This is a genomic window from Azospira sp. MPR-LB4 (genome assembly GCF_058809525.1).
Map to the genome: position 1 here is coordinate 2,735,220 of NZ_CM179521.1, position 23,944 is coordinate 2,759,163.

26 protein-coding genes and 1 tRNA gene are annotated in these 23,944 nt (G+C 64.1%); 19 read left to right on the top strand and 8 right to left on the bottom strand.

Going from position 1 to position 23,944, the window contains the following annotated elements:
* Positions 1–7: 7 nt before the first annotated feature.
* The 6 genes from AC3QLZ_RS12845 (at position 8) to napF (ending at position 4,420) form a co-directional block, all read left to right on the top strand.
* The gene (locus AC3QLZ_RS12845) at positions 8–592 is read left to right on the top strand and encodes a DsbE family thiol:disulfide interchange protein (RefSeq protein ID WP_014236276.1); all 585 of its coding nucleotides are present in this window, start codon (positions 8–10) and stop codon (positions 590–592) included.
* A complete protein-coding gene (locus AC3QLZ_RS12850; protein WP_014236277.1) occupies positions 589–1,104 on the top strand; it encodes a cytochrome c-type biogenesis protein in 516 nt (171 codons plus the stop codon). The genes AC3QLZ_RS12845 and AC3QLZ_RS12850 overlap by 4 nt, the downstream gene beginning before the upstream one ends.
* A complete protein-coding gene (ccmI, locus tag AC3QLZ_RS12855; RefSeq protein ID WP_014236278.1) occupies positions 1,101–1,964 on the top strand; it encodes a c-type cytochrome biogenesis protein CcmI in 864 nt (287 codons plus the stop codon). Before AC3QLZ_RS12850 ends, ccmI begins: the two co-directional genes overlap by 4 nt.
* Positions 1,965–2,247: 283 nt before the next feature.
* Entirely contained in the window at positions 2,248–2,838 is a 591-nt protein-coding gene (locus AC3QLZ_RS12860; protein ID WP_014236279.1) for a NapC/NirT family cytochrome c, read from the top strand.
* Positions 2,839–2,947: 109 nt separating this feature from the next.
* Positions 2,948–3,817, top strand: a complete 870-nt coding sequence (locus AC3QLZ_RS12865) for an ethylbenzene dehydrogenase-related protein (protein ID WP_014236280.1) — start codon at positions 2,948–2,950, stop codon at positions 3,815–3,817.
* A gap of 102 nt (positions 3,818–3,919) precedes the next feature.
* Entirely contained in the window at positions 3,920–4,420 is a 501-nt protein-coding gene (gene napF, locus AC3QLZ_RS12870) for a ferredoxin-type protein NapF (protein WP_014236281.1), read from the top strand.
* Here napF and AC3QLZ_RS12875 read toward each other — a convergent pair.
* The 5 genes from AC3QLZ_RS12875 to lptM all read right to left on the bottom strand — a co-directional run bounded on the left by AC3QLZ_RS12875 (position 4,417) and on the right by lptM (position 8,600).
* Positions 4,417–4,836: an RNA-binding S4 domain-containing protein gene (locus AC3QLZ_RS12875; RefSeq protein WP_014236282.1), complete on the bottom strand. Its 420-nt coding sequence runs from the start codon at positions 4,834–4,836 to the stop codon at positions 4,417–4,419. The genes napF and AC3QLZ_RS12875 overlap by 4 nt on opposite strands.
* Positions 4,837–5,122: 286 nt before the next feature.
* Positions 5,123–5,704, bottom strand: coding sequence for a response regulator transcription factor (locus AC3QLZ_RS12880; RefSeq protein WP_014236283.1), 582 nt, complete (start codon positions 5,702–5,704; stop codon positions 5,123–5,125).
* Positions 5,701–7,101, bottom strand: a complete 1,401-nt coding sequence (locus AC3QLZ_RS12885; RefSeq protein WP_014236284.1) for an ATP-binding protein — start codon at positions 7,099–7,101, stop codon at positions 5,701–5,703. Before AC3QLZ_RS12885 ends, AC3QLZ_RS12880 begins: the two co-directional genes overlap by 4 nt.
* 72 nt (positions 7,102–7,173) lie before the next feature.
* Positions 7,174–8,430 (bottom strand): diaminopimelate decarboxylase, encoded by a 1,257-nt coding sequence (lysA, locus tag AC3QLZ_RS12890; protein ID WP_014236285.1) that lies wholly within the window; start codon positions 8,428–8,430, stop codon positions 7,174–7,176.
* Complete coding sequence (gene lptM, locus AC3QLZ_RS12895) at positions 8,427–8,600, bottom strand: LPS translocon maturation chaperone LptM (protein ID WP_014236286.1); 174 nt, start codon at positions 8,598–8,600, stop codon at positions 8,427–8,429. Before lptM ends, lysA begins: the two co-directional genes overlap by 4 nt.
* A 120-nt stretch (positions 8,601–8,720) precedes the next feature.
* Between lptM and cyaY the strand changes: the two genes are divergently transcribed.
* Positions 8,721–9,038, top strand: coding sequence for an iron donor protein CyaY (cyaY, locus tag AC3QLZ_RS12900; RefSeq protein WP_014236287.1), 318 nt, complete (start codon positions 8,721–8,723; stop codon positions 9,036–9,038).
* A 39-nt stretch (positions 9,039–9,077) separates the two neighbouring features.
* Here cyaY and AC3QLZ_RS12905 read toward each other — a convergent pair whose 3' ends face one another.
* Positions 9,078–9,434, bottom strand: a complete 357-nt coding sequence (locus tag AC3QLZ_RS12905) for a DsrE/DsrF/TusD sulfur relay family protein (protein ID WP_014236288.1) — start codon at positions 9,432–9,434, stop codon at positions 9,078–9,080.
* A 12-nt stretch (positions 9,435–9,446) separates the two neighbouring features.
* Positions 9,447–11,762 (bottom strand): penicillin-binding protein 1A, encoded by a 2,316-nt coding sequence (locus AC3QLZ_RS12910; RefSeq protein WP_014236289.1) that lies wholly within the window; start codon positions 11,760–11,762, stop codon positions 9,447–9,449.
* Between the two features lie 162 nt (positions 11,763–11,924).
* On the opposite strand from AC3QLZ_RS12910, the gene AC3QLZ_RS12915 reads away from it, so the two are divergent.
* Genes AC3QLZ_RS12915 through AC3QLZ_RS12935 form a run of 5 tightly spaced genes read left to right on the top strand, consistent with a single transcriptional unit; the run spans position 11,925 to position 16,948 of the window.
* Complete coding sequence (locus AC3QLZ_RS12915) at positions 11,925–13,004, top strand: pilus assembly protein PilM (protein WP_014236290.1); 1,080 nt, start codon at positions 11,925–11,927, stop codon at positions 13,002–13,004.
* Positions 13,001–13,570, top strand: a complete 570-nt coding sequence (locus AC3QLZ_RS12920) for a PilN domain-containing protein (RefSeq protein WP_014236291.1) — start codon at positions 13,001–13,003, stop codon at positions 13,568–13,570. Before AC3QLZ_RS12915 ends, AC3QLZ_RS12920 begins: the two co-directional genes overlap by 4 nt.
* Positions 13,567–14,250 carry a type IV pilus inner membrane component PilO gene (locus tag AC3QLZ_RS12925; RefSeq protein ID WP_014236292.1) on the top strand — a complete coding sequence of 228 codons (684 nt, stop codon included), beginning with the start codon at positions 13,567–13,569 and terminating at the stop codon, positions 14,248–14,250. Before AC3QLZ_RS12920 ends, AC3QLZ_RS12925 begins: the two co-directional genes overlap by 4 nt.
* A complete protein-coding gene (locus AC3QLZ_RS12930) occupies positions 14,247–14,777 on the top strand; it encodes a pilus assembly protein PilP (protein WP_014236293.1) in 531 nt (176 codons plus the stop codon). Before AC3QLZ_RS12925 ends, AC3QLZ_RS12930 begins: the two co-directional genes overlap by 4 nt.
* Positions 14,774–16,948 carry a type IV pilus secretin PilQ gene (locus tag AC3QLZ_RS12935; protein WP_014236294.1) on the top strand — a complete coding sequence of 725 codons (2,175 nt, stop codon included), beginning with the start codon at positions 14,774–14,776 and terminating at the stop codon, positions 16,946–16,948. Before AC3QLZ_RS12930 ends, AC3QLZ_RS12935 begins: the two co-directional genes overlap by 4 nt.
* A 132-nt stretch (positions 16,949–17,080) precedes the next feature.
* Here AC3QLZ_RS12935 and AC3QLZ_RS12940 read toward each other — a convergent pair.
* A tRNA-Met gene (locus AC3QLZ_RS12940) sits at positions 17,081–17,157 on the bottom strand.
* A 103-nt stretch (positions 17,158–17,260) separates the two neighbouring features.
* Here AC3QLZ_RS12940 and AC3QLZ_RS12945 point away from each other — a divergent pair.
* The 7 genes from AC3QLZ_RS12945 to glyQ all read left to right on the top strand — a co-directional run bounded on the left by AC3QLZ_RS12945 (position 17,261) and on the right by glyQ (position 23,943).
* A complete protein-coding gene (locus AC3QLZ_RS12945; RefSeq protein ID WP_193763540.1) occupies positions 17,261–17,719 on the top strand; it encodes a hypothetical protein in 459 nt (152 codons plus the stop codon).
* 87 nt (positions 17,720–17,806) lie between these two features.
* Positions 17,807–19,108: a tRNA (N6-isopentenyl adenosine(37)-C2)-methylthiotransferase MiaB gene (miaB, locus tag AC3QLZ_RS12950; RefSeq protein ID WP_232058904.1), complete on the top strand. Its 1,302-nt coding sequence runs from the start codon at positions 17,807–17,809 to the stop codon at positions 19,106–19,108.
* On the top strand, positions 19,108–20,082 hold the full coding sequence (locus tag AC3QLZ_RS12955) for a PhoH family protein (RefSeq protein WP_014236297.1): 975 nt from the start codon (positions 19,108–19,110) through the stop codon (positions 20,080–20,082). Before miaB ends, AC3QLZ_RS12955 begins: the two co-directional genes overlap by 1 nt.
* Entirely contained in the window at positions 20,079–20,537 is a 459-nt protein-coding gene (gene ybeY, locus AC3QLZ_RS12960) for an rRNA maturation RNase YbeY (protein WP_014236298.1), read from the top strand. Before AC3QLZ_RS12955 ends, ybeY begins: the two co-directional genes overlap by 4 nt.
* A 60-nt stretch (positions 20,538–20,597) precedes the next feature.
* Positions 20,598–21,443 (top strand): CorC family transporter, encoded by an 846-nt coding sequence (locus AC3QLZ_RS12965; protein ID WP_014236299.1) that lies wholly within the window; start codon positions 20,598–20,600, stop codon positions 21,441–21,443.
* Position 21,444: 1 nt separating this feature from the next.
* Positions 21,445–22,962: an apolipoprotein N-acyltransferase gene (lnt, locus tag AC3QLZ_RS12970; RefSeq protein WP_014236300.1), complete on the top strand. Its 1,518-nt coding sequence runs from the start codon at positions 21,445–21,447 to the stop codon at positions 22,960–22,962.
* Between the two features lie 51 nt (positions 22,963–23,013).
* Positions 23,014–23,943, top strand: a complete 930-nt coding sequence (gene glyQ / locus AC3QLZ_RS12975) for a glycine--tRNA ligase subunit alpha (protein ID WP_014236301.1) — start codon at positions 23,014–23,016, stop codon at positions 23,941–23,943.
* Position 23,944 lies beyond the last annotated feature (1 nt).

The window sequence follows — 23,944 nt, forward strand, 5'->3', positions numbered from 1 at the left end:
CACGACCATGAACAAGTTCCTCTGGCCCCTCATCGGTTTCATCGTCCTGGTGGTGCTGCTGGCCATCGGCCTCAACCTCAATCCCCGGGAAGTGCCCTCGCCCCTGGTGGGCAAGCCGGCCCCAGCCTTCGCCCTGCCGCGCCTGGACAACCCGGCCAAGACCTTCTCCCCCGAGGAGATGAAGGGCCAGGTGTGGCTGCTCAACGTCTGGGCCACCTGGTGCCCGTCCTGCGTGCAGGAGCATCCGGTGCTGGTGGAAATGTCCAGGCGCAACTACCTGCCCATCGTCGGCTTCAACTGGAAGGAAGTGCGCGGCGACGGCGCCCTGGACAGCAAGCCCGACACCCCGGAGAAGGAAATGGCCCTGGCCATCCAGCGTTCCAGCAAGCTGCTGGCGGCCAAGGGCAATCCCTACCAGACGGTGATCATGGACCTGGACGGCCGCGTCGCCATCGACTACGGCGTCTATGGCGCTCCCGAGACCTACCTGATCGACAAGGCCGGCGTCATTCGCTTCAAGCACATCGGCCCCATCACCCCCGAGGTGCTGGAAAAGAAAATCCTGCCCCTGGTGGCGGAGCTGAACAAATGAGCCCCTTCAAGCGACTGTGCCTGGCCGCCTGCCTGGCCCTGGCGGCCCTGGTCCCCTTCGCCTCCCTGCAGGCCAAGGAAGCGGCCGACCTGGCCGCCGACCCGGTGGCGGAAAAGCGCCTCATGGAAATTTCCGCCGAGCTGCGCTGCCTGGTCTGCCAGAACCAGACCATTGCCGATTCCAACGCCGACCTGGCCCTGGACCTGCGCCGGGAAATCCGCGGCATGATCCAGCAGGGCAAGAGCGACCGGGAAATCCTCGACTTCATGGTGGCCCGCTACGGCGACTTCGTCCTCTACCGGCCGCCGGTGCAGAACAACACCGCCCTGCTGTGGTTTGGCCCCCTGCTGATTCTGGTGGTCGGCCTGGTGGCCCTGGTGCGCTACCTGCGCCGGCGTAACGTGGCCGCCACGGCCGCTGCCGGCGGCGGCCTTTCCGAGGCCGAGCGCCGCCGCGCCGAAACCCTGCTGCAGGAAGCCGCCGCCTCCGACAAGAAAGATTCCGCCCAATGACCGCCTTTGCCATCGCCGCCGCCGTCCTGGTGGCCCTCGTCGTCCTGTTGTTGCTGCCGCCTCTGCTCAGGGGCCGGGCGGTGAGCCGGGCTGACCGCCGTCAGGCCAACCTGGCCGTGTTCCGCGACCAGGAAGCCGAGCTGGAAAAGGAAAAGGCCGCCGGCACCCTGGGCGAAGCCGACTACCAGCAGGCCCGGGAAGAACTGCAGCGCCGCCTGCTGGAAGAGGTGGACGTGGCCGCCGAGGCGGTCGCGCCGCGCCAGGGGCCGAGCCGCCCCACCGCCATCGTCCTGGCCCTGCTGCTGCCTGCCGCCGCCCTGCTGGGCTACACCCTGCTGGGCAACCCCAAGGCCCTGGACCCGCGCAACCTGCAGGCCCAGCCCCAGGTGACGGCGGAGCAGATCAACGACATGGTGGGCAAGCTGGCCGCCCGCATGAAGGACAATCCGGACGACGAAAAGGGCTGGATCATGCTGGCCCGCTCCTACAAGACCCTGGGCCGCCTGCAGGAGGCCGCCGACGCCTACGCCAAGGGCGGCAAGCTGCTGCAGGAGAACGCCGCCCTGCTCACCGACTACGCCGAAACCCTGGCCAGCCTCAGTGAAGGCCGTTTCGCCGGCAAGCCGACCCAGCTCATCAACCAGGCCCTCAAGCTCAATCCGGAAGAGCCCCAGGCCCTGATCCTGGCCGGCGTCGCCGCCGGCGAACGGGAGGACTACAAGGCCGCCATCGGCTACTGGGAACGGCTGCTGCCCATGGTGGAACCGGGATCGGAAGAGGAGACCTCCCTCAAGGAAGCCCTGGCCCGCCTGCGGGAAAAGGCCGAGGCCCAGCCGGGGAAAAAGGCCGCCCGCAAGTAGGCGGCAGGCCTGCAAGGCAGGCGGGGCGCCCCTTTCCGGCGCCCCATGCCGGAGAGGCGCGTCCATCCTGCCTGGGGTGGCAGGTCCTTGTGAAATCCTTGATTTTCCAGTGTTTAGGCAGCGTCACGGACGGCCCGCACGGGCCGTTCCGCGTTTTTGCGCGGAATTAACCCGCATCAAATATCCGGGCTTTTCGCCTCGGCTAGACTGCTTCCCACGATAGAGAGAAGTCCGGTTCGGGCATTTCAGCCCTGCTGCCGGCCTCAGGGAGAGAAAGCGCATCATGTCCGAGAATCAGAAAACCGGCCTTTGGGCCACCCTCAAGAAGCCCAGCGCCAAGTATTCCTTGTTTGCGCTGATCACCGTCGGCTTCGTCAGCGGCATCATTTTCTGGGGCGGCTTCAACACCGCCATGGAAGCCACCAACACCCTGGAGTTCTGCATCTCCTGCCACGAGATGCGGGACAACGTGTACCAGGAATACAAGCAGACCATCCACTACTCCAACCGCACCGGCGTGCGTGCCGTCTGCTCCGACTGCCACGTGCCGAAGGACTGGGTGCACAAGATGAAGCGGAAGATCCAGGCCAGCCAGGAAGTCTGGGGCAAGCTCACCGGCACCATCGACACCAAGGAAAAGTTCGAGGCCAAGCGCCTGGAACTGGCCACCCACGAGTGGGAGCGGATGAAGAAGAGCGATTCCCGCGAGTGCCGCAACTGCCACAGCTTCGACGGCATGAACACGGACAAGCAGAAGCCCCGCGCCAAGAAGATGCATGAGCTGGCCCAGAAGGACAACAAGACCTGCATCGACTGCCACAAGGGCATTGCCCACCACAAACCCCAGAACATGCCCGAGGACGACGACGAGTAATCTGCGTCGAATCCCACGGCAGGCCGTAACCGGCGGGGCGCAGCAAGGCCCCGCCCCTGAACCAAGCAGCCGGCTCCCCGAGCCCAAATCAAGAATGGAGAGTTACACCATGTTCAAGCAAACCGCCATCGCCTCCGCCGTCGGCCTCATGCTGGCCCTGGGCAGCCAGGCCGCTTTCGCCGCTCCCGACTGGTCCAAGGTCCCCGCCAAGAAGATCACCGTGTTCTACCCGGGCACCTCCGGCATCGAGTGGATCACCAAGGGCACCGACCACAGCGGCGCCAAGGGCATCCGCAAGGGCGAGGCCTGCACCGGCTGCCACGAAGAGGAAATCGCCGACATCGGCAAGAAGGTGGTCTCCGGCGAGAAGCTGGAACCGAACCCGCCCAAGGGCAAGGCCGGCTCCATCCCGGTCAACGTCCAGGCCGCCTACGACAAGGACAACGTGTACTTCCGCTTCTCCTGGAAGCAGCCCGCCAGCGGCGGCGAGAAGCTGGACAAGGACAACGAGGTCAAGCTGACCGTGCTGCTGGCCGGCGACAAGGTGCCTCTGGCCGACCAGGTCGGCTGCTGGCAGAGCTGCCACACCGACGCCCGCACCATGCCCGGCGCCGACGACAAGAAGACCAAGTACGTCAAGGACGGCAATGTGGCCGGCGGCGTCTACTACGATCTGATCCAGTGGAAGAGCGGCAAGGGCGCCAAGCCGGTGGACGGCTACATCGCCGACAAGCGCGTCATGGAAGGCGGCAAGGCCCTGGTGGATGCCAAGGGCGAGAAGAAGGGCGACACCTGGACCGTCACCTTCACCCGCAAGCTCACCGGCGGCGAAGGCGACGTGGCCCTGGCCGAAGGCAAGACCGTGCCCTTCGGCTTCGCCATTCACGACGACCACGCCGGCGGCCGCTTCCACCACGTTTCCTTCGGCTACAGCCTGGGCGTCGGCGCCAAGGCCGACGTGACCGCCGCCAAGCAGTAACGATCTCTCGGGCCGCAAATCTTCGCGAGTTGGCTTTGCGGCCAATTGGGGCGGGGCAGTTGCCCCGCCTTTTTCTTTGCTACTGCCGCGGAGCACGCCGTCTTGAGCCATCCCCCTGCCAACCTGTCCCGGCGCGGCTTTTTCCGCGGCCGCAGCGCCCCGGCGGCGCCCCTGCGGCCGCCCTGGGCCGTGGACGAGGCGGCCTTCCTGCAGCAATGCACCGGCTGCGGCGACTGCATCCGGGTCTGTCCCACCGGCATCCTGACGGCGCTGGCCCCAGGCCAGCCGCCGGTGGTGGATTTCCGCCAGGGGGAATGCACCTTCTGCGGCCAGTGCGCCAGCGCCTGCCGGCCCCGGGCCCTGCGCCGGGAGGATGACCGGCAACCCTGGCCCTACAAGGCCACCGCTGGCGAGGCCTGTCTTGCGCGGCAGCAGGTGGAGTGCCGCAGCTGCGGCGATTTTTGTCCCGAGGGCGCCCTGCGCTTTCCCGCCCGGGCCGGCGGCCCGGCCCTGCCGGTATTGCTGGAAGACCGCTGCACCGGCTGTGGCGCTTGCCTGGCGCCCTGCCCGACGGCGGCCATCAGCATCGGCCGTCCGGATTAGCCGGCGAAGCGGTCCAGGCGGCGCCGGTCCCGCTTGGTCGGGCGGCCCCGGCTGTCCTGGCCGGGGGAGGGGGCCAGAGCCCGTTGTTCCTGTTCGGTGGCCCGGCGCGCCACGGATTCCGCACTTTCCTCATACAGCAGCCGGGCTTCCGGCGCCGGCCGCCGCTGGCCGTTGATCGCCAGCACCGTCACTTCCCAGCGTTCCTGACCCGTCCCGATGTCGAGGCGGTCGCCGGCCTTGACCTCCCGGGAGGCCTTCACCGTCTGGCCGTTGAGCTTGACCTTGTTGCCCTCCACCGCGTCCTGGGCCAGGGCCCGGGTCTTGAAGAAGCGGGCGGCCCACAGCCATTTGTCCAGCCGCAGGCGGCCGTCGCGGCTGAGTCCGGGAATGTAGGGCAGGGGGGTGTCGTCGACCATGGGGGGAGATAAGGCGGGTTGGGTTGCGGCTTGGTTCGGGGTTGGTTGCCGGAATGTGGCGCCGGCCGCAGTCTAGCGCGCTCCCGGGTCTATGCCCATCCTGCCGTGGTGTCCGCCGTCCCACCGGCTGCGGGGGCTAGTGTCCCGTCGGGAATGGACGGCTGTGGATGCCTGGCCTGGAATGCCCGTGCTGCTTGCATCTCCGGGATGGCATTCCGAAGAGTGGCGTCCCTTCTGCCTCTCGGAGGGGCGGGGTGTACCCCTGGTGATGGCCTGGGGGCGGCCCCTATTCCCTTACCGGACGCTTGCCCAGTTTGCGCTGCAGGGTGCGGCGGTGCATTTTCAGGGCCCGGGCGGTGGCGGAGACGTTGCCGCCGTGTTCCGCCAGCACCTTCTGGATGTGCTCCCATTCGAGCCGGTCCACCGACAGGGGTGAGTCGGCCACCGGGGTGGTGGCGTCGCCGGCGGTGCGCTGCAGGGCGGCGACGATCTCGTCGGCGTCCGCCGGCTTGGCCAGGTAGTGGGTGGCGCCCAGCTTGATGGCCTCCACCGCCGTGGCGATGCTGGCGTAGCCGGTGAGCATGACGATGCGGGTGCCGGCTTCCAGGGCGGCCAGTTTTTCGATCAGCACCAGGCCGGAGTCGCCGGGCATCTTCAGGTCCACCACCGCGTACTCGGGTGGATTGGCGCTGGCCAGGGCGTAGGCGCTCTCGGCGCTGTCCGCCGGCGTCACCAGGTAGCCGCGGCGTTCCAGGGCCCGGGTGAGGACCCGGCGGAAGACTTCGTCGTCGTCCACCAGGAGCAGGGTGGGGCAGTCGTTGTCCGGGCCGTCGAGGGCGTCGGTGCTGGCGGGAAGGGTGTCGTTCATGGCCTGTGGCGGTTCAGTGCGGCGAGGGGAAGGGTGATGCGGCAGCAGGCGCCGGAGCCTTCCGGGGCCGGCCGGTTGCACAGTTCGAGGCGGCCCCCGAAGCGCTCCAGGGTGGCCCGGGTGAGGAATAGGCCGATGCCGCTGCCGCCGGCCTGGGTCGGGTCGTCCTTGGTGCTGACGAAGGCCTGGCCCAGGCGCGGGGCCAGGGCCGGGTCCAGGCCCGGGCCCCGGTCGAGGAATTCGATGATGCAGTCCTCGCCCTGGCAGCGGCTGCGCACTTCGACCCCTTCGGGGGAGGCGTCGGCGGCGTTGTCCAGGATGTTGATGAGGGCCTGCTCCAGGCTCGGCTCCGCCTGCACCAGAGGCTCGGCGTCGCCATCTGCCGACTGGTAGTCCACCCGCACCCGGGGCCGCAGCACGCGCCAGCCATCGAGCAGCTCGTTGAGCCACTGGCCGAGGGGCCGGGCGGGGGCGGCTTCCTGCCCTTCCCGGGCGGCGCCGGCGGAGGCCAGGACCTGGGTCAGGGTGCGCTTGCACAGGTCCACCTGTTGCCGCAGCAGGGCCAGGTCTTCTCCCAGGGCCGGGGTCTGGCCATGTTCAAGCTCCAGTTCCCGCAGCACCACGGCCATGGTGGACAGGGGCGTGCCCAGCTTGTGGGCGGCGCCGGCGGCCAGGGTGCCCAGGGCCAGGATCTGCTCGTGGCGCAGGGCCCGCTCCTGTTCACGCTGGCGGGCCTCGCCCAGCTCCCGTTCCCGCTCCCGCAGGGTGGCGGCCAGGCGGGAAAGGAAGAAGGCGACGATGAGGGCACTCACCAGAAAGTTGAACCACATGCCCAGCACGTGCAGGGCAAAGCCGCCGCCGTGGCCGGCGTGTTCCGGGGCGACGCCGCTGGCCCGGGCCAGGATTTCGTCCAGCCGGGCCAGGTCGCCCTGGGGCGGCGGTAGCGGCAGGTTGAAGAACATGAGGAAGGTGTAGGCCCCCAGGGTGATGCCGGCCATGGCCCAGATGTAGCGCCCGGGCAGGGTGGCGGCGGCGATGGTGAGGGGCAGCAGGAACAGGGAGACGAAGGGATTGGCCGAGCCGCCGGCGTAATAGAGCAGCAGGGTCAGCACTAGCACGTCGGGCAGGAGCTGGCAGAAATATTCCCGGTCGCCCACGGGCCGGGGGCGGCCCAGGCGCCACTGGGTGTACAGATTGAAGAGTCCCAGGCCGATGCTGGCGGCCGCCATGGGCAGGACTTCCAGGGGAATGCGCAGCCAGCCGGCGGCCAGCACCAGGACCAGGCCCTGGGCCAGCACTTCGATCCGGCGCAGCATGACCAGCCGGGCCAGGGGCTGGCCGGAGGCAATGGACGGGGTGGCGGGCAGGGAGGGCGTGGCGGCAGGCATCGCCGCCATTCTAGCGCCCGCGGGGCGGGGCGAGGGGATGTGGGGTGCCGCTGCGACATTTTGCCGCGGCACCCGCGGGGGTCAGGGCAGGGGGCTTTCCAGGGCGAACAGCTCGGCCACGGTCTCGCGGCGGCGCACCAGGTGTACCTGGTCCCCGTCCACCATGACCTCGGCCGCCCGGGGGCGGGTGTTGTAGTTGGAGCTCATGGAGAAACCGTAGGCGCCGGCGGACATCACCGCCAGCAGGTCGCCCGGCACCACCGCCAGTTCCCGCCCGTGGCCGAGGAAGTCGCCGGATTCGCAGATGGGGCCGACGATGGAGTAGCTGGCCTTGGCAGCATTGCCGGGGGCCACTTCGACGATGTCGTGGTAGGCATCGTAAAGGGCGGGGCGCATCAGGTCGTTCATGGCCGCATCCACGATGGCGAAGTTCTTTTCCTCGCCCGGCTTCAGGTATTCGATCTTGGTCAGCAGCAGGCCGGCATTGCCCACCAGACGGCGGCCCGGCTCCAGGATGACCTGCAGGCCGCGTCCTTCCAGCTTCTGCAGCAGGGGGGTGAGGTAATCGGCCACCCGGGGCGGCGCTTCGTCCAGGTAACGGATGCCGAGGCCGCCGCCCAGGTCGATGTGGTGCAGGCGGATGCCAGCTGCGGCCAGCTGGTCCACCAGGGCCAGCACTTTGTCCAGGGCTTCGGCAAAGGGGGCGGCGTCGAGCAGCTGGGAGCCGATGTGGCAGTCGATGCCGGTGACCTCGATGCCGGGCAGGCTGGCGGCGCGGCGGTAGAGGGCCAGGGCATCCTCGTAGGCGACGCCGAACTTGTTCTGCTTGAGGCCGGTGGAAATGTAGGGATGGGTCTTGGCATCCACATTGGGATTGACCCGCAGGCTCAGGGGCGCCTTCTTGCCCAGGCGCACGGCAACGGCGTTGAGGCGATCCAGCTCGGGCACGGACTCGACGTTGAAGCAGCGGATGCCCACTTCCAGGGCCCGGGCCATTTCTGCTTCGGTCTTGCCGACGCCGGAGAAGACCACCTTGCCGGCTTCGGCACCGGCCGCCAGGACCCGTTCCAGCTCGCCGCCGGAGACGATGTCGAAACCGGCGCCGAGGCGGGCGAAGAGACTGAGGATGCCCAGGTTGGAATTGGCCTTGACGGCGTAGCAGACCAGGCCGCCGGCACCGGCAGGATGGGCGGCCAGGGCATCGCGGAACTCGCCGTAGGCGGCTTCCAGGGCAGCCCGGGAATAGACGTAGGTGGGCGTGCCGAACTGGGCGGCGATGCTGCTCAGGGCAACGGCTTCGGCGTGCAGGACGCCGTTTTTGCGGGAGAAGAAGGTCATTGCGGCTGTATCTGGGAAGGGGAGGGGGACTGCATGTTAGGATTGGCGCCGGTGTTCGGTGCCGGCCGGGCCTGCCCGTCGGCAGGCGGCGGCAGGACCAGGGAGCCCCTGCTGCCGCAGGCGGTCAGCGTCAGGGCCAGCAGGCCGGCAATCAGATAACGTGGGTGCATGGCTTACGGCTCACTTGGAATTCGGGCGCAAGGAGAGGGCCCCAAGAGGCCGCCCTTGTCGTGACCGGTCATGGTAGCACAGGGCCCAAACCCTTGCCTTCACAGCAGAATGGATCGGATATGGAAGAAAGCGCATTCAACGCCCTGGCGGAAAAAACCCTGGCGGCCATCGAGGCCGGCCTGGAAAACAGCGGGGCCGATGTGGATTTCGAACTGGGTGCCGGCGGCGTGCTCGAAGTGGAGTTTGCCGACGGTTCCAAGATGATCATCAACCGTCACGGCGCCGCCCGGGAAATCTGGGTGGCGGCCCGCTCCGGCGGCTTCCACTTCCGCCCCGACAACGGCAACTGGATCGACACCCGGGATGGGAGCGAACTCTTTGCCAAGCTGGAGCGCCTGCTTGCCGAGCAGGCCGGGGAGCCGGTACCCCTGCGCTGAGCGCCAGGCGGCGTGGCCGCCTGAGAGGGGGGCGTCCCGTCAGAAGGTCAGGACCTTGTCCGCCTCCAGGGTCCATTGGGCCAGTTCCGGCAGGGTGCCGATGGCGGTACCGGCGATCAGGGGCAGTTCATGCACGCCCCGGGCCTGGGCGCAGGTCCGGCACAGCTTCACCGGCACGCCCTGGGCCACCAGGGCCTCGATCATCTCCCGCAGGCCGCCACCGGCGGCCGCATCCACCTGATTGGCCAGACCGGCCACCACCGCATCGGACATGAGAAAGAGGCGCACCGCCGGCCGGGCATCGTTGCCGGCCAGGGCCGTGGCCAGGCGCAGGGCGGAGAGCACCCGCTCGCTGCCGTAGGGCGGTGCGTGCACGATGATGAGTACGTTCTGCATGGCGGCTCCCGCTCAATCCACCGGCTTGCTGCCGTCGTCCTTGGGTTCGGGCGGCACTTCGGCGGGCACGTTTTCGCTGTAGAAGAATTCCTTGGCGGTACCAGTCTTGGAGCGTTCGCTCGGCACATCCACGGATACCAGGCCTTCCGGCGCCGGCTGGAAGCTCTCCGGCACGTCCTTGAGGGCCGTGTGCATGTAGTTGATCCAGATGGGCAGGGACACCAGTCCACCGGTCTCGCCGCTGCCCAGCTTCTTCGGCTGGTCGAAACCGACCCAGGCGCAGCCCACCACGGTGGCCTGGTAGCCGCAGAACCAGGCGTCGATGTAGTCGTTGGTGGTGCCGGTCTTGCCGGCCAGGTCGCGGCGCTTGAGCTGCACCGAGGCCTTGGCGGCGGTGCCGAAGATGGCCACGTCGCGCAGCATGGAATCCATCAGGTAGGCATTGCGCGGGTCGATGGCCCGGTTGCCCTCGTCGCCCACCGGCACCGGCTGGGCCTGGGCCAGGATGTTGCCCTTGTCGTCCCGGATGTCCCGCACCACGTAGGGCTGGATGCGGTAGCCGCCATTGGCGAAGACGGCGTAGGCGCTGACCATCTGCCAGGGGGTGACGGAGCCGGCGCCCAGGGCCATGGTCAGGTAGGGCGGGTGCTTCTCGGCGTCGAAACCGAAGCGGGTGGCGTAGTCCTGGGCGTACTGGGTGCCGATGGCCTGCAGCACGCGGATGGAGACCATGTTCTTGGACTTGGCCAGGGCCGTGCGCAGCTTCATCGGGCCTTCATACTTGCCGTCGTAGTTATGCGGCTCCCACGGGGTGCTGCCGGTGGCGCTGGCGGGAATGACGATGGGCGAATCCTGGACGATGGTGGCCGGGGTGTAGCCTTTCTCCAGGGCCGCCGAGTAGATGAAGGGCTTGAAGCTGGAGCCGGGCTGGCGCCAGGCCTGGGTGACGTGGTTGTACTTGTTGCGGCTGAAGTCGAAGCCGCCCACCAGGGCGCGGATGGCGCCGTCCCGGGGGTCGGTGGCGACGAAGGCTGATTCCACTTCCGGCAGCTGGCTGATCTGCCAGTTGCCCTTGTCGTCCTTCTGTAGGCGGATGATGGCGCCCCGCTTCAGGCGCTTGTTGGGGGGCGCCTTGTCATCCAGCATGCGGGCGGCGAACTTGAGGGAGTCGCCGGAGAGCACCACCAGCTCGCCTCCCCGTTTGTAGGCTTTGACGGTCTTGGTGTCGGCCTGCAGCACGATGGCGGCCTGCAGGTCGCCCACGTCGTTATGGTCGGAGAGCAGGTCTTCCAGGTCTTCGTCCTGGTCGGTCTGCACTTCCTTCATGTCGGCGTAGGCTTCCGCCCCCCGGTAGCCGTGGCGCCGGTCGTAGTCCATGACCCCCTTGCGCAGGGACTGGTAGGCGGCTTCCTGGTCGGCTTTGAGGATGGTGGTGTACACCCGCAGGCCGCGGGTATAGACGTCGTCGGGGAAGCGCTCGGCGGCGATCTGGCGGGCCATTTCGGCCACGTAGTCGGCGTGCACCGAGAACTCGTTGGCATCCCGCTTCACCACCAGGGTCTGCTTCAGGGCTTCCTCGTGCTGCTTGTCGTCGATGAAATGCAGTTCGTGCATGCGCCGCAATACATATTGCTGGCGCAGGCGGGCCCGCTTGGGATTGACCACCGGGTTGAAGGAAGAGGGAGCCTTGGGCAGGCCGGCCAGCATGGCCGCCTCGGCCACGGTGATGTCGTTGAGGGACTTGCCGAAATAGATCTGGGCGGCAGCGGCGAAGCCGTAGGCCCGTTGGCCCAGGTAAATCTGGTTGATGTAGAGCTGGAGAATCTCGTCCTTACTGAGGTTGTGCTCGATCTTGAAGGAGAGCAGGGCCTCATAGAACTTGCGGGACAGGGTCTTCTCGCTGGAGAGGAAGAAGTTGCGTGCCACCTGCATGGTGATGGTGGAAGCTCCCTGGCGCTTGCCGCCGCCGGAAAGGTTGGCCACTGCTGCTCGCAACACCCCCAGGGTGTCCACGCCACCGTGCTGGTAGAAGCGCTCGTCCTCGGCCGCCAGGATGGCGTGCTTCATCACCGGGGGCACGTCCTGGATGCGCACCAGGGCCCGGCGCTCCTCGCCGAATTCGCCGATCAGGGCGCCGTCACTCGAGTAAACACGTAAGGGAATCTTCGGCCGGTAATCGGTGAGGACTTCCAGGGAAGGCAGGTTGGGATAGGCCAGGATCAGCACCATACCCGCCAGGGCGGCACCGATGACGGCGAGTCCGGCGGCGATGAAGACGGGATAGAGAATCCAGCGCAGGGCCGGGGGGAGGGAGGGCAGGGCAGGCAAAGGGGCAGACCTGTAACGACGGGAAACGCGGATTATACGCCGGCCCTTTTGCTGGGGTTAATTCGCTTTACATGCTCTATAGTTGCTGCTAGCATCTAAAGTAAATTATCTGTATTGTCCCTAACTATATATATTTAAAGGGACTTTTTTGGGGAGTCCGGTTTGCAGCTCGACCTCTCGATATTCAATCCGAAGGCCAAGCCCTTGATCGGTCTGGACATAAGTTCGTCCGCCGTCAAGATGGTCGAGCTTTCCGGTAATGCCAAGGATGGTTTCCGCGTCGAGCGATATACCATCGAAGTGCTGTCCCGGGACGTCATTGCGGATGGCAATATCGTCAATCTGGAAGCCGCGGCGGAATCCGTCAAGCGGGCGTGGAAACGCATGGGTACTTCCACCCGTCAGGTAGCCATGGCCTTGCCGGCCGCGGCCGTCATCACCAAGAAGATCATCGTTCCGGCCGGGCAGCGGGAAGAAGAGCTGGAAGTACTCGTCGAATCCGAGGCCAACCAGTACATTCCCTTCGCCCTGGAGGAAGTGAACCTGGACTTCCAGGTCATCGGCCCCGCCCCGTCCTCGCCGGATGAGGTGGAAGTGCTGATTGCCGCCTCCCGCAAGGAAAAGGTGGAAGACCGGGTGGCCGTGGCCGAGGCGGCCGGGCTCAAGGCAGCGGTCATGGACGTGGAGTCCTATGCCGCCCTCGCCGCCTTCGAGCTGATCGAGCGCCAGTTGCCGGACCAGGGGAAGAACCAGGTGGTGGCGATTGTGGATATCGGCGCCAACGTCACCAACCTGACGGTGATGCGTAATGGTCAGCAGGTCTATGCCCGGGAACAGGCCTTCGGCGGCGCCCAACTGACCCAGGACATCGTCCGCCAGTACGGCATGAGCTTCGAAGAGGCCGATGCAGCCAAACGCAACGGCGGCCTGCCGGAGAACTACGAAGCCGAACTGTTGCGTCCCTTCATGGAAAGCCTGGCACTGGAAGTCTCCCGGGCCCTGCAGTTCTTCTTCACTTCCACCCAGTACAACCAGGTCAATCATCTGGTCCTGGCTGGTGGATGTGCGGCCATTCCCGGGCTGGACGAAGTGGTGGCCACTCGGACCCAGGTCAACTGCCTGGTCGCCAATCCCTTCGCCGGCATGTCCGTCTCGGACCGCGTCCGGCCGCGCAACCTGGTTAATGATGCCTCTTCGCTAATGGTGGCTTGTGGCTTGGCCTTGCGGAGGTTTGAAGAATGATTCGAATAAATCTTCTTCCTCACCGCGAGGAAAAGCGCAAGGCGCGGCGGCAGCAGTTTTATGCTTTGGCGGGGCTAATCTCCGTTTTGGCATGTCTCATTATTTTCCTTGGTTATACCGTGATTGGTGGTTATATCAGCGTTCAGGAAGAAAAAAATGCCTTCCTGAAAAAGGAAATTGCCAGCCTGGACAAGGATATTGATCTGATCAAGGGGTTGCGTGAGAAAACCCAGGCTTTGCTGGCTCGCAAGCAGGTTATCGAATCCCTGCAGCGCGATCGTGCCGAGGCAGTTCGGCTTCTTTCCGAGTTGGCGATTCAGGTACCTGAGGGGGTTTATCTGAAGTCGATCAAGCAGGAGGGGGGGCAGGTAACCCTCACCGGCTTGGCCCAGTCCAATGCTCGAGTCTCGACGTTGATGCGTAACGTGGAGGCTTCCCAATGGATGGAGAAGCCCAATCTGATTGAAATCAAGTCAGTAGATGTGGCGCGTCGGCGTTTGAGCGAGTTCAGCATGACCTTGACGTTGACGCGAGAGTCTTCGGATACGGCCAAGGAGAAAAAATGAATAAGCCAAAAATCTCTTTGCCAGCGCTGAACTTTGAAAAAATCGCACAGGATTTTCGTAACCTTAACCCCAATGATATTGGAGCCTGGCCGGCTGTACCAAGGTTTGCCGTGCTGATTGGACTTTTTGTTGGCCTGTTGGTTGCAGGTTACGTGGTCGTCTGGAGTGAGCAGTATGGTGTGCTCGATGGCCGGCGAGAGGAAGAGCTGAAACTCAAGGACGAATATGTCAGCAAAAAGCGCCAGACAATCAACTTGAGCCTTTATGAGCAGCAGCTCAATGAAATTGACCGCTCGTTCGGCGCATTGCTGAAACAACTGCCAAACAAGGCGGAAGTTGAATCCCTTCTTGTGGAAATCAATCAGTCCGGTTTGGGGCGGGGGCTTTCCTTTGAGTTATTCAAGCCTGGTCAGGAGGCGCTTAAGGAATTTTATGCGGAGCTTCCTGTTTCCGTAAAATTGACCGGGAATTACCACGATTTGGGTGCTTTTGCCGAGGATATTGGCAGGTTGCCTCGTATCGTTACGCTCAACAACATCGCAATCGCCCCTCAAAAAGATGGCAGCCTCAGCATGGAGGCTATTGCCAAAACCTTCCGTTATCTGGATGAAGAAGAGGTCGCCAAGCAGAAGAAGGCGGCACAAGAAGCTGCGAAGAAAGCTGCGGGAGGCAAAAAATGAGTAACCGTCGTCTGGCGATCGGTGCAAGTGTGCTCGTTTTGGCTCTTGGCGGATGCGGGGATGGTGAGCACGAGGACTTGAAGCAGTGGATGCAAGAATCCACCAAGGGTTTGAAAGGGCGAGTGGCCCCTCTTCCTGAGATGAAGCCTTATGAAGCCGTTGCTTACGATGCCGCCGGCAATATTGATCCATTTAAGGCAGCCAAGCTGAACCCGGCCAACAAAGCGGGCGGAGGCGGGCTGCTGCCGGACTTCAATCGCCCGAAGGAGGCCTTGGAAGCTTATCCGCTTGAATCGCTGAAGTATGTGGGCTTCCTCTATCGGGGAAAGCTGGCAAATGGGATTGTTCTGGCTGACAGTTCTCTGCACCAGGTAAAGATCGGGAATTACATGGGCCAGAACTTTGGGATCATTACCAATATTGATGAAACGCAGATTGTTTTGCGTGAGTTGGTTCAGGAAAGTTCTGGTGATTGGGTGGAGCGTGTCAGCTCGCTACAACTCCAGGAAACGGGGGACGGAAAATGAAGTTTTATAAACAGATCCTGAAGGTTGCATCCCTGCTGGGATTGCTATCCTTCTCCGCCTATGGGGTGGCTCAATCCAACGCGATTGAAGCGATTAATGTAGCAACCCAGGGCGACTCCGTAACGCTCAAGGTGTCTTTAAAAAATCCGCTGGCTGCTATCCCTGCCAGTTTCAGTGTTGCCAGCCCGGCGCGCGTGGCTTTGGATTTCCCGGATACGGAAAACAGCCTCGGTAAAAATGCCGAGCAGTTGTCCAGCGGTGGTATTCGTGGCTATAACGTTGTTCAGTCCGATAAGCGGACCCGGTTGGTTCTGAACCTGAATCAGCCCATGGCCTACGAAACGCGCCTAGAAGGCAATCAGGTTTACGTCACGCTGACGAAAGTGACCGGGGCGATTGTGGCTGACAACAAGGTCAGTCAGTTTGCCGAGTCAAAATACGCGGCGACTACCCACGCGATCCGCTCGATTAATTTTAGGAGAGGGGCGGGCGGGGAAGGGCGGGTGGTCATTGATCTCAGTGATGCCAATGTTGGCGTGGATGTGCGCCAGCAAGGGGAGCAGGTAATTGTCGAGTTCCAGAAGGCAACTCTGCCGCCACACATGGCCCAGAAGATCGATGTGACCGATTTTTCCACGCCTGTAACCAGTGTCACGGCAATGCCGCAGGCCGGCAATGCTCGGGTTGCAATTTCGGCGAAGGGGCTCTGGGAACATCAGGCCTACCAGGCTGAAAATCAGTTTGTCATTGAGGTTAAGGCCGTTTCTGAAGATCCGAACAAACTGGCCCGTTCCGGCGGCCCGCATGAGTATGGTGGTGACAAGATATCCCTCAATATCCAGAACACCCCGGTAAAACAGTTGCTGCAGACGCTGGGTGAGGAATTTGGCTACAACGTCGTGATGTCGGATACCGTGTCCGGCTCGATCAGCCTGCGCCTGCAAAATGTTCCGTGGGATCAGGCGTTTGACCTGATTCTGGAACGAGGTGGATTGGATAAGCGTCGGCGGGGAACTGTTCTGCTCATTGCCCCGAAAGATGAGTTGTTGAAGAAGGAAGAGCTGGAACTTCAGGCCAAGCAGCAGATCAGTGATGTTGAGCCGTTGAAGACAGAAACCTTTCAATTGAACTATCAACGGGCAGAGGCTTTCCATAAGGTCCTGACCGATGAAAAGCAACGGATTCTATCCAAGCGCGGTAGCGCGGTGATGGACCCAAGAACCAATACTTTGTTCATTCAGGACACTCCCACCCGGCTTGAGGAACTGCGCAAAATCATTGCGAAAACCGACGTGCCGGTACGGCAGGTTTTGATCGAGGCCCGAATCGTCGAGGCGACAGACAACTTCAGTAAGAACCTCGGCGTTCGACTTGGTTTTAATGACATCAGCAATCCGGTCAACGGAACGGGGCGTCTGCAAAGTCGGATTGGCGGCAGCATGCTGGATCAGGCGCGGGAGACCTATCAGAACGTAATTAGCCGTACCATTGATGCGACAACGGGTATTGAAACGATCACGCGGCCAGCGAAGGTCATGCTGGATAATTCGGCCACCTACAATAATTCTGCGACTAGCGTTAATTTGCCTGCCAGTGCGATCAAGGGTTCCCAAGCCGGAGCTTTCTCGCTGGTCCTTTTTAATCCCAGTGCCACCCGCTTCCTCAACTTGGAGCTGTCGGCCTTGGAAGTGGATGGCAAAGGGAAGGTGGTTTCCAGCCCTCGTGTCATGACCTCGGATCAGGCAGAGGCCATCATTGAGCAGGGTATTGAAATTCCCTACCAGCAGGCTACCAGTTCCGGGGCCACCGCCGTGATGTTCAAGAAGGCGAATCTGTCCCTGAAGGTGAAGCCCCAGATTACGCCTGATGGCCGGGTCATCATGTCTCTGGATATCAACAAGGATGTTCCCGATACCACCATTGCTAGCAATGTGATCGCCATCAAGACCAAGCACATCAAGACCGACATCCTGGTGGAGAACGGCGGGACGGTTGTGATCGGTGGTATTTACGAAGAAACCGAGAATCAGGCTACCAGTCGTATCCCATTCCTGGGTGACCTGCCTTATGTCGGCTTCCTGTTCCGCAATACCCGGACGGATCGAGACAAGGTGGAGCTGCTCATTTTCATTACGCCGAAAATTGTCTCTGGCGACCTGGCTTTGCGTTAAAGCTTGTCGGCGGCCGTCTGGTGATGGCCGCCGCTTCGGGGTGCGCTGAAATGGCAACCTGCTGGGCAGGGGAGTGCTGAGTGGACGAGCAAAAGAAAATGGCCCGCAATGCGGGCCATTTTCTTTGGTGTTTGGTGGTGATGGGCAGAATCGAACTGCCGACCTATGGGTTATGAATCCATCGCTCTAACCGTCTGAGCTACATCACCATATTGTTTGGCGGCCGCGTGCGACCCCAATCCAAGGTGCGCGATTCTATCTTTCAGGGCGCTCCAGGTCAACTATCCAGCGTCGTGCCGCTTGGGGGGGCGTTTGGATTCCGGCCTGACAAGGCGGGTGGTTTTCGTGCTGTATAATAATCCGATGAATTTACGAAGATTTCTGTTGCTCTTGTCGTTGCTGTCCGCCATGGCGGTGCAGGCGCAGGGTGAAATCATGCGAGCCATTCCTGATGGGGCGTCGTTTGGCGAACTCAAGGGAGTTAGCAATGGTCAGATTGCCATTGGCGCTTATCTGTATCGGCTGGCGCCAGGGGCGCAGATTCGCGGAACAGACAATCTGATCCGGATGCCCGATGTACTGGCATCCGTTAGCGGTGGGGTGCCCGTGCGGTATCAGGTGGATGTAAATGGCGATGTGATCCGCGTTTGGATCCTGTCTGCGGCTGAATATGCGAACCTGAATCCCCGGAAAATTCCGGCCCAACCGCTGCCATTGCCCACTTTGCCTACCATGGGCACTGCCGGCGCTGCGGCAGCCTCCTCCAACTGATGCAGCTTCCGGCCATTCCGGCCTTCATCACCTATACGTAGCGATCCCGTGTCCAAAAAGCTTTACATCAAAACCTTCGGCTGCCAGATGAACGAGTACGACTCGGATAAGATGGCCGATGTGCTGAACCAGTCCGAACCCCTGGAAAAGACCGACAACCCCGAAGAGGCTGACATCATTCTCTTCAACACCTGTTCCGTGCGGGAAAAGGCCCAGGAGAAGGTTTTCCACGACCTGGGCCGGGTCAAGCACCTGAAGAAGCTCAATCCCAATCTGGTGATCGGCGTTGGTGGCTGTGTCGCCAGCCAGGAAGGTGCCGCCATTGTGGCACGGGCGCCTTATGTGGACGTGGTTTTCGGTCCCCAGACCCTGCACCGCCTGCCCCAGCTGATTGCCGAGCGGAAGAGCCAGGGCAAGGCGGCGGTGGATGTGTCCTTTCCGGAAATCGAGAAATTCGATGCGCTGCCCCCGGCCAAGGTGGAGGGGGCCACCGCCTTCGTTTCCATCATGGAGGGCTGTTCCAAGTTCTGCACCTTCTGCATCGTCCCCTATACCCGGGGCGCCGAGGTGTCCCGCCCCTTTGAGGACATCCTCACCGAAGTGGCCGGCCTGGCCCAGCAAGGGGTGAAGGAAGTGACCCTGCTGGGACAGAACGTCAATGCCTACCGGGGCGAGTTTGGCGGCGAGGTCGCCGACCTGGCCATGCTCATCGAGTACATCGCCGAGATGCCCGGCATCGAACGCATCCGCTACACCACCTCACACCCGCGGGAAATGACCCAGCGCCTGATCGACACCTACGCCAAGGTGCCCAAGCTGGTCTCCCATCTGCACCTGCCGGTGCAGGCCGGTGCCGACCGGGTGCTGGCGGTGATGAAGCGCGGTTATACCGCCATCGAATACAAGAGCATCATCCGCAAGCTGCGGGTGGCGCGGCCCGACATTTCCCTCAGTTCCGACTTCATCGTCGGCTTCCCCGGCGAGACCGAGGAGGATTTCGAGAAGACCATGAAACTGATCGAGGACGTGGGCTTCGACACTTCCTTCAGCTTCGTCTACAGCCCCCGCCCCGGGACCCCGGCGGTGGAACTGGAAGATGACACGCCCCAGGACGTGAAGCTGGCCCGCCTCGCCCGTCTGCAAAAGCGCATCGAGGAGCAGGCCATGGCCATTTCCCAGGCCATGGTCGGCACGGTACAGCGGGTGCTGGTGGAAGGCACCTCGAAGAAGGATGCCAACGAGCTGGCCGGCCGCACGGACAACAACCGGGTGGTCAATTTCGTCGGCAATCCCCGTCTCATCAACCACTTCGTGGACGTCACCATCACTTCGGCCCTGCCCCATTCCCTGCGGGGTGAGATCGTCACCCGGGAAGGCGTGGCCGCCTGATGGGTGCGAGCAAAACCCGGCCCCTGGAGCTGTTCCTGTCCCCGGTGGACAACCAGTACCTGGCCAACCTGTGCGGCGCCCTGGACGAGAACCTGCGGCAGATCGAGACGGCCCTGGATGTGACCATCACCCGCCGCGGCGAGCGTTTCACCTTTCACGGTTCCGTCGCCCAGGCCCGCCGTGCCTCCGACGCCATCAGCCGCTTCTACGCCAAGGCCAGGGAGCCCTTGTCGGTGGACGACATCCAGCTGGGGCTTATCGAACTGCTGAACCAGCCGGCCCGGGCCGGTTCCGCCGGCATCGACCCCACCTCGCCGGCCCTGATCACGCGCAAGAGCGAACTGCACGGCCGCACGCCGCGCCAGATCGAATACCTGAAGCACATCCAGGATCACGACATTACCTTCGGCATCGGCCCCGCCGGCACCGGTAAGACCTATCTGGCCGTGGCCAGCGCCGTGGATGCCTTCGAGCGGGACCAGGTGGAGCGCATCGTCCTCACCCGGCCGGCAGTGGAAGCCGGTGAGCGCCTCGGCTTCCTGCCCGGCGACCTGGCCCAGAAGGTGGATCCCTACCTGCGTCCCCTCTACGATGCCCTCTACGACCTGATGGGCTTCGACAAGGTGACCAAGCTCTACGAAAAGGGCGCCATCGAGATCGCCCCCTTGGCCTTCATGCGCGGGCGCACCCTCAACCACGCCTTCATCATTCTCGATGAGGCCCAGAACACCACGCCGGAACAGATGAAGATGTTCCTCACCCGCATCGGCATCGGCGCCAAGGCCGTGGTCACTGGCGACCTGACCCAGGTGGATCTGCCCCGGGGCCACCAGAGCGGTCTCCGTGAAGCGGCCCAGATTCTGCGCGAAGTGCGGGGCATCGCCTTCACCGAATTCCTCAAGGAAGATGTGGTGCGCCACCCCCTGGTGGCCCGCATCGTCTCCGCCTACGAAGAACACGGACGCAAGCCATGAATCAGCCCAGCCGCCGCCTCAACCTGTCGGTGCAATACGCCTGTAACCGGGAAGGCCTACCCTGCCGCGACGATTTCCGCGCCTGGGCCCGCGCCGCCCTCAACGTGGACGGCATGAAGGGCGGCCAGGTCACCATCCGCCTGGTGGAAGCCGACGAAGGCCAGGAGTTGAACCGGGACTACCGGGGCAAGGACTACGCCACCAACGTCCTCTCCTTCCCCTACGAATACGAGCCCGTCGTCATGGGCGACCTGGTCATCTGCCATGCCGTGGTGGCCCGGGAAGCGGCCGAGCAGGGCAAGCCCCTGGCAGCTCACTACGCCCACCTGGTGGTGCATGGTATGCTGCACCTGCAAGGTTACGACCACGAAGAAGAAGCGGCGGCCGAGCACATGGAGGCCCTGGAACGCGACATCCTGGCCGGCCTCGGCTACCCCGATCCCTACGCCGCCTGAGCGGCACCGGTGGGGCGCCCAGGTTCCCCATCCCCAATTTCCGTTGCCCAACCCCCGCCCATGGACCCTTCCCCTAGTTCGCCCAAACCGACCCTGCTCGAACGTCTTTCCTCCCTCCTCCTGCGCGAGCCCGAGGATCGGGAGCAACTCCTCGCCCTGCTGCATTCCGCCTTCGAGCGCGACCTGCTCGACGCCGACGCCCTGACCATCATCGAAGGGGCCATGGCCGCCTCCGAAACCTCCGTCCGCGACGTCATGGTGCCCCGGGCCCAGATGGACGTGATCGACATCGACTCCTCCCTGGACCAGCTCATCCCCACGGTGATCGAGACCGCCCACTCCCGCTTCCCGGTGGTTGGCGAGAGCAAGGACGACGTGCTGGGCATCCTCCTGGCCAAGGACCTGCTGCGCTCCATCATCGAGCGGGACTTCAGCCTGCGCAACTGGCTGCGCCCCGCCGTCTTCATCCCCGAATCCAAGCGTCTCAACGTGCTGCTGCGGGAGTTCCGCGTCAGCCGCAACCACATGGCCATCGTGGTGGACGAATTCGGCGGCGTCGCCGGCCTGGTGACCATCGAGGATGTGCTGGAGCAGATCGTCGGCGAGATCGAGGACGAGTACGACTTCGACGAGACCGTGGACAACATCCAGCTGGACCAGTCCGGCCGCTACCGGGTCAAGGCCCAGACCGAGATCGCCAGCTTCAACCACGCCTTCGGCACCACTTTCCCCGACGACGATTTCGACACCGTCGGCGGCATGCTGCTGCACCACCTGGGCCGGGTGCCCAAGCGCAACGAAGTGGTGGAGGTGGGCCACGTCCGCTTCCAGGTCCTGCGGGCCGACAGCCGGCGTCTGTATACCCTGCTGGTGGATACGCCCCGCACCATCGGCGATACCGAATAAGGTGGGAATCGCCGCTTTTCTCTCCCCTCTGCGCAGCGACGGGCGGGCCCGTCTGCTGGCGGCCGGCGCCGGCCTGCTGGGGGTGGGCGCCTTTGCTCCCTTCGCTGTCTTCTGGCTGGCCTGGCTCAGCTGGGGCGCCCTGTTCCTCCTGGTGAGCCGGGCGCCGTCGCCCCGGGCGGCGGCCTGGCGCGGCTTCGCCTTCGGCCTGGCCCAATTCCTCGGCGGCGTCTCCTGGGTTTATGTCAGCCTCCACGACGTCGGCGGCATGCCCCTGCCGGTGGCCGCCCTGGCCACCCTGGCCCTGTGCGCCTACATGGCCCTCTATCCCATGGCGGCGGCCTGGAGCGCCCGCCGGCTGGACTTCTCCGACAAGGCATCCTGGAGAAGCGCATGCCTGTTCGCTGCCAGCTGGGTGCTGGCCGAATGGGCCCGCGGCTGGGTGCTCACCGGTTTTCCCTGGCTGGCCCTGGGCTACTCCCAGTCGCCGCCGTCGCCCCTGGCCGGCCTGGCGCCGCTGCTCGGCGTGTATGGCGTGTCCCTGGCTTCCGCCCTGCTGGGCGCCTGGGGCGCCCTGGCGGTGGTGGGGCGCCAGCGTCTGCCTGGGCTGCTGGTCTTGCTGCTGCTCGGCCTCGGCGCCGGGCTGGGGCTGGTGCAATGGACTGTGCCGGCGGGCGAGCCGCTGCGGGTGGCCCTGCTCCAGGGCAACATTCCCCAGGATCTGAAATGGCAGCCGGAGCGTTTTCTCGATTCCCTCACCACCTACGTCGGCCTGGCCCGGGACAATCCGGCGGACCTGACGGTGCTGCCGGAAACCGCCGTGCCGGCCCTCTACGACCAGTTGCCCCCCGAGTTCATCGCCGACCTCAAGGCCCTGGCCGCCCGCCGCGGCGGCGACCTGCTGCTGGGAGTGCCGGTGGCCGACGAGAGCAGCGGCGAGCGGCGTTACTACAACAGCGCCATCGGCTTCGGCGCCAGTCCCCAGCAGTCCTACAGCAAGGCCCATCTGGTGCCCTTCGGTGAATTCGTGCCGCCGGGCTTCCGCTGGTTCCTCGATCTCATGCACATGCCCATGTCGGACTTTTCCTCCGGTGGCGCGCGGCAGCCGACCCTGGCCCTGGCCGGCCAGCAGATCGCTCCCAACATCTGCTACGAAGACGTCTTCGGCGGCGAGATCATCCATGCCCTGCCCCGGGCCACCCTGCTGGTCAATCTCTCCAACACCGCCTGGTTCGGCCGTTCCCTGGCCCAGCCCCAGCATCTGCAGATCGCCCAGCTGCGGGCCCTGGAGACCGGTCGCCCCATGCTGCGCGCCACCAACACCGGCATGACCGCCGTGGTGGCCCCGGACGGACGGGTCCAGGCCGTGCTGCCGCCCTTCACCCGGGGCGCCCTGGTGGCCGAGGTGCGGGGTTACCAGGGGCTGACGCCCTTTGCCCGCACCGGCAATACGGTGGCCCTGTTTCTGGCGACCCTTCTCCTGGCTGCAGGTGCTTTGGCACGGCGGCGGGAAACCCAGTAAAATCCAACGTTTCCGACAAATTTCCAACGCTTTTTGGCGAACCCCATACCCATGCCTACCTTTCAGGAAGTGATCCTGCGTCTGCAGGACTACTGGAGCAAACAGGGCTGTGCCCTCCTGCAACCCTACGACATGGAAGTCGGCGCCGGCACCAGCCACACCGCCACCTTCCTGCGGGCCATCGGCCCCGAGCCCTGGAAGGCCGCCTACGTGCAGCCCTCCCGCCGGCCCAAGGACGGCCGCTACGGCGAAAACCCCAACCGCATGCAGCACTACTATCAGTTCCAGGTGGTGCTCAAGCCCGCTCCCGACAACATCCTGGAGCTGTACCTGGGCTCCCTGGAAGCCCTCGGCTTCGACCTGAAGAAGAACGACGTGCGCTTCGTCGAGGACGACTGGGAAAACCCCACCCTGGGCGCCTGGGGCCTGGGCTGGGAAGTGTGGATGAACGGCATGGAAGTGACCCAGTTCACCTATTTCCAGCAGGTCGGCGGCATCGACTGCAAGCCCATCACCGGCGAAATCACCTACGGCCTGGAACGCCTGGCCATGTACCTGCAGGGCGTGGAAAACGTCTATGACCTGCAGTGGACCGAAGGCCTCACCTACGGCGACGTGTACCACCAGAACGAGGTGGAGCAATCCACCTACAACTTCGAGCACAGCGACGCCGAGTTCCTGTTCCAAGCCTTCGGTGCCCACGAGAAGCAGGCCCAGCACCTGATGCAGGCCCAGCTGGCCCTGCCGGCCTACGAGCAGGTGCTCAAGGCCGCCCACACCTTCAATCTGCTGGATGCCCGGGGCGCCATTTCCGTCACCGAGCGGGCCGCCTACATCGGCCGCATCCGCAACCTGGCCCGCAGCGTCGCCCAGTCCTACCTGGATTCCCGCGCCCGCCTGGGCTTCCCCATGGCGCCCAAGGAATGGTCCGCCGAAGTGCTGGCCAAGCTTGAAGAACAGAACGCCAAGAAAGTCGCCTGAT

Coding starts and splice junctions, on each gene's coding strand:
- AC3QLZ_RS12845 (WP_014236276.1), top strand. CDS start 8: ATGAACAAGTTCCTCTGGCCCCTCATCGGTTTCATCGTCCTGGTGGTG.
- AC3QLZ_RS12850 (WP_014236277.1), top strand. CDS start 589: ATGAGCCCCTTCAAGCGACTGTGCCTGGCCGCCTGCCTGGCCCTGGCG.
- ccmI (WP_014236278.1), top strand. CDS start 1,101: ATGACCGCCTTTGCCATCGCCGCCGCCGTCCTGGTGGCCCTCGTCGTC.
- AC3QLZ_RS12860 (WP_014236279.1), top strand. CDS start 2,248: ATGTCCGAGAATCAGAAAACCGGCCTTTGGGCCACCCTCAAGAAGCCC.
- AC3QLZ_RS12865 (WP_014236280.1), top strand. CDS start 2,948: ATGTTCAAGCAAACCGCCATCGCCTCCGCCGTCGGCCTCATGCTGGCC.
- AC3QLZ_RS12875 (WP_014236282.1), bottom strand. CDS start 4,836: ATGGTCGACGACACCCCCCTGCCCTACATTCCCGGACTCAGCCGCGAC.
- AC3QLZ_RS12880 (WP_014236283.1), bottom strand. CDS start 5,704: ATGAACGACACCCTTCCCGCCAGCACCGACGCCCTCGACGGCCCGGAC.
- AC3QLZ_RS12885 (WP_014236284.1), bottom strand. CDS start 7,101: ATGGCGGCGATGCCTGCCGCCACGCCCTCCCTGCCCGCCACCCCGTCC.
- lysA (WP_014236285.1), bottom strand. CDS start 8,430: ATGACCTTCTTCTCCCGCAAAAACGGCGTCCTGCACGCCGAAGCCGTT.
- lptM (WP_014236286.1), bottom strand. CDS start 8,600: ATGCACCCACGTTATCTGATTGCCGGCCTGCTGGCCCTGACGCTGACC.
- cyaY (WP_014236287.1), top strand. CDS start 8,721: ATGGAAGAAAGCGCATTCAACGCCCTGGCGGAAAAAACCCTGGCGGCC.
- AC3QLZ_RS12905 (WP_014236288.1), bottom strand. CDS start 9,434: ATGCAGAACGTACTCATCATCGTGCACGCACCGCCCTACGGCAGCGAG.
- AC3QLZ_RS12920 (WP_014236291.1), top strand. CDS start 13,001: ATGATTCGAATAAATCTTCTTCCTCACCGCGAGGAAAAGCGCAAGGCG.
- AC3QLZ_RS12925 (WP_014236292.1), top strand. CDS start 13,567: ATGAATAAGCCAAAAATCTCTTTGCCAGCGCTGAACTTTGAAAAAATC.
- AC3QLZ_RS12930 (WP_014236293.1), top strand. CDS start 14,247: ATGAGTAACCGTCGTCTGGCGATCGGTGCAAGTGTGCTCGTTTTGGCT.
- AC3QLZ_RS12935 (WP_014236294.1), top strand. CDS start 14,774: ATGAAGTTTTATAAACAGATCCTGAAGGTTGCATCCCTGCTGGGATTG.
- miaB (WP_232058904.1), top strand. CDS start 17,807: ATGAACGAGTACGACTCGGATAAGATGGCCGATGTGCTGAACCAGTCC.
- AC3QLZ_RS12955 (WP_014236297.1), top strand. CDS start 19,108: ATGGGTGCGAGCAAAACCCGGCCCCTGGAGCTGTTCCTGTCCCCGGTG.
- ybeY (WP_014236298.1), top strand. CDS start 20,079: ATGAATCAGCCCAGCCGCCGCCTCAACCTGTCGGTGCAATACGCCTGT.
- AC3QLZ_RS12965 (WP_014236299.1), top strand. CDS start 20,598: ATGGACCCTTCCCCTAGTTCGCCCAAACCGACCCTGCTCGAACGTCTT.
- glyQ (WP_014236301.1), top strand. CDS start 23,014: ATGCCTACCTTTCAGGAAGTGATCCTGCGTCTGCAGGACTACTGGAGC.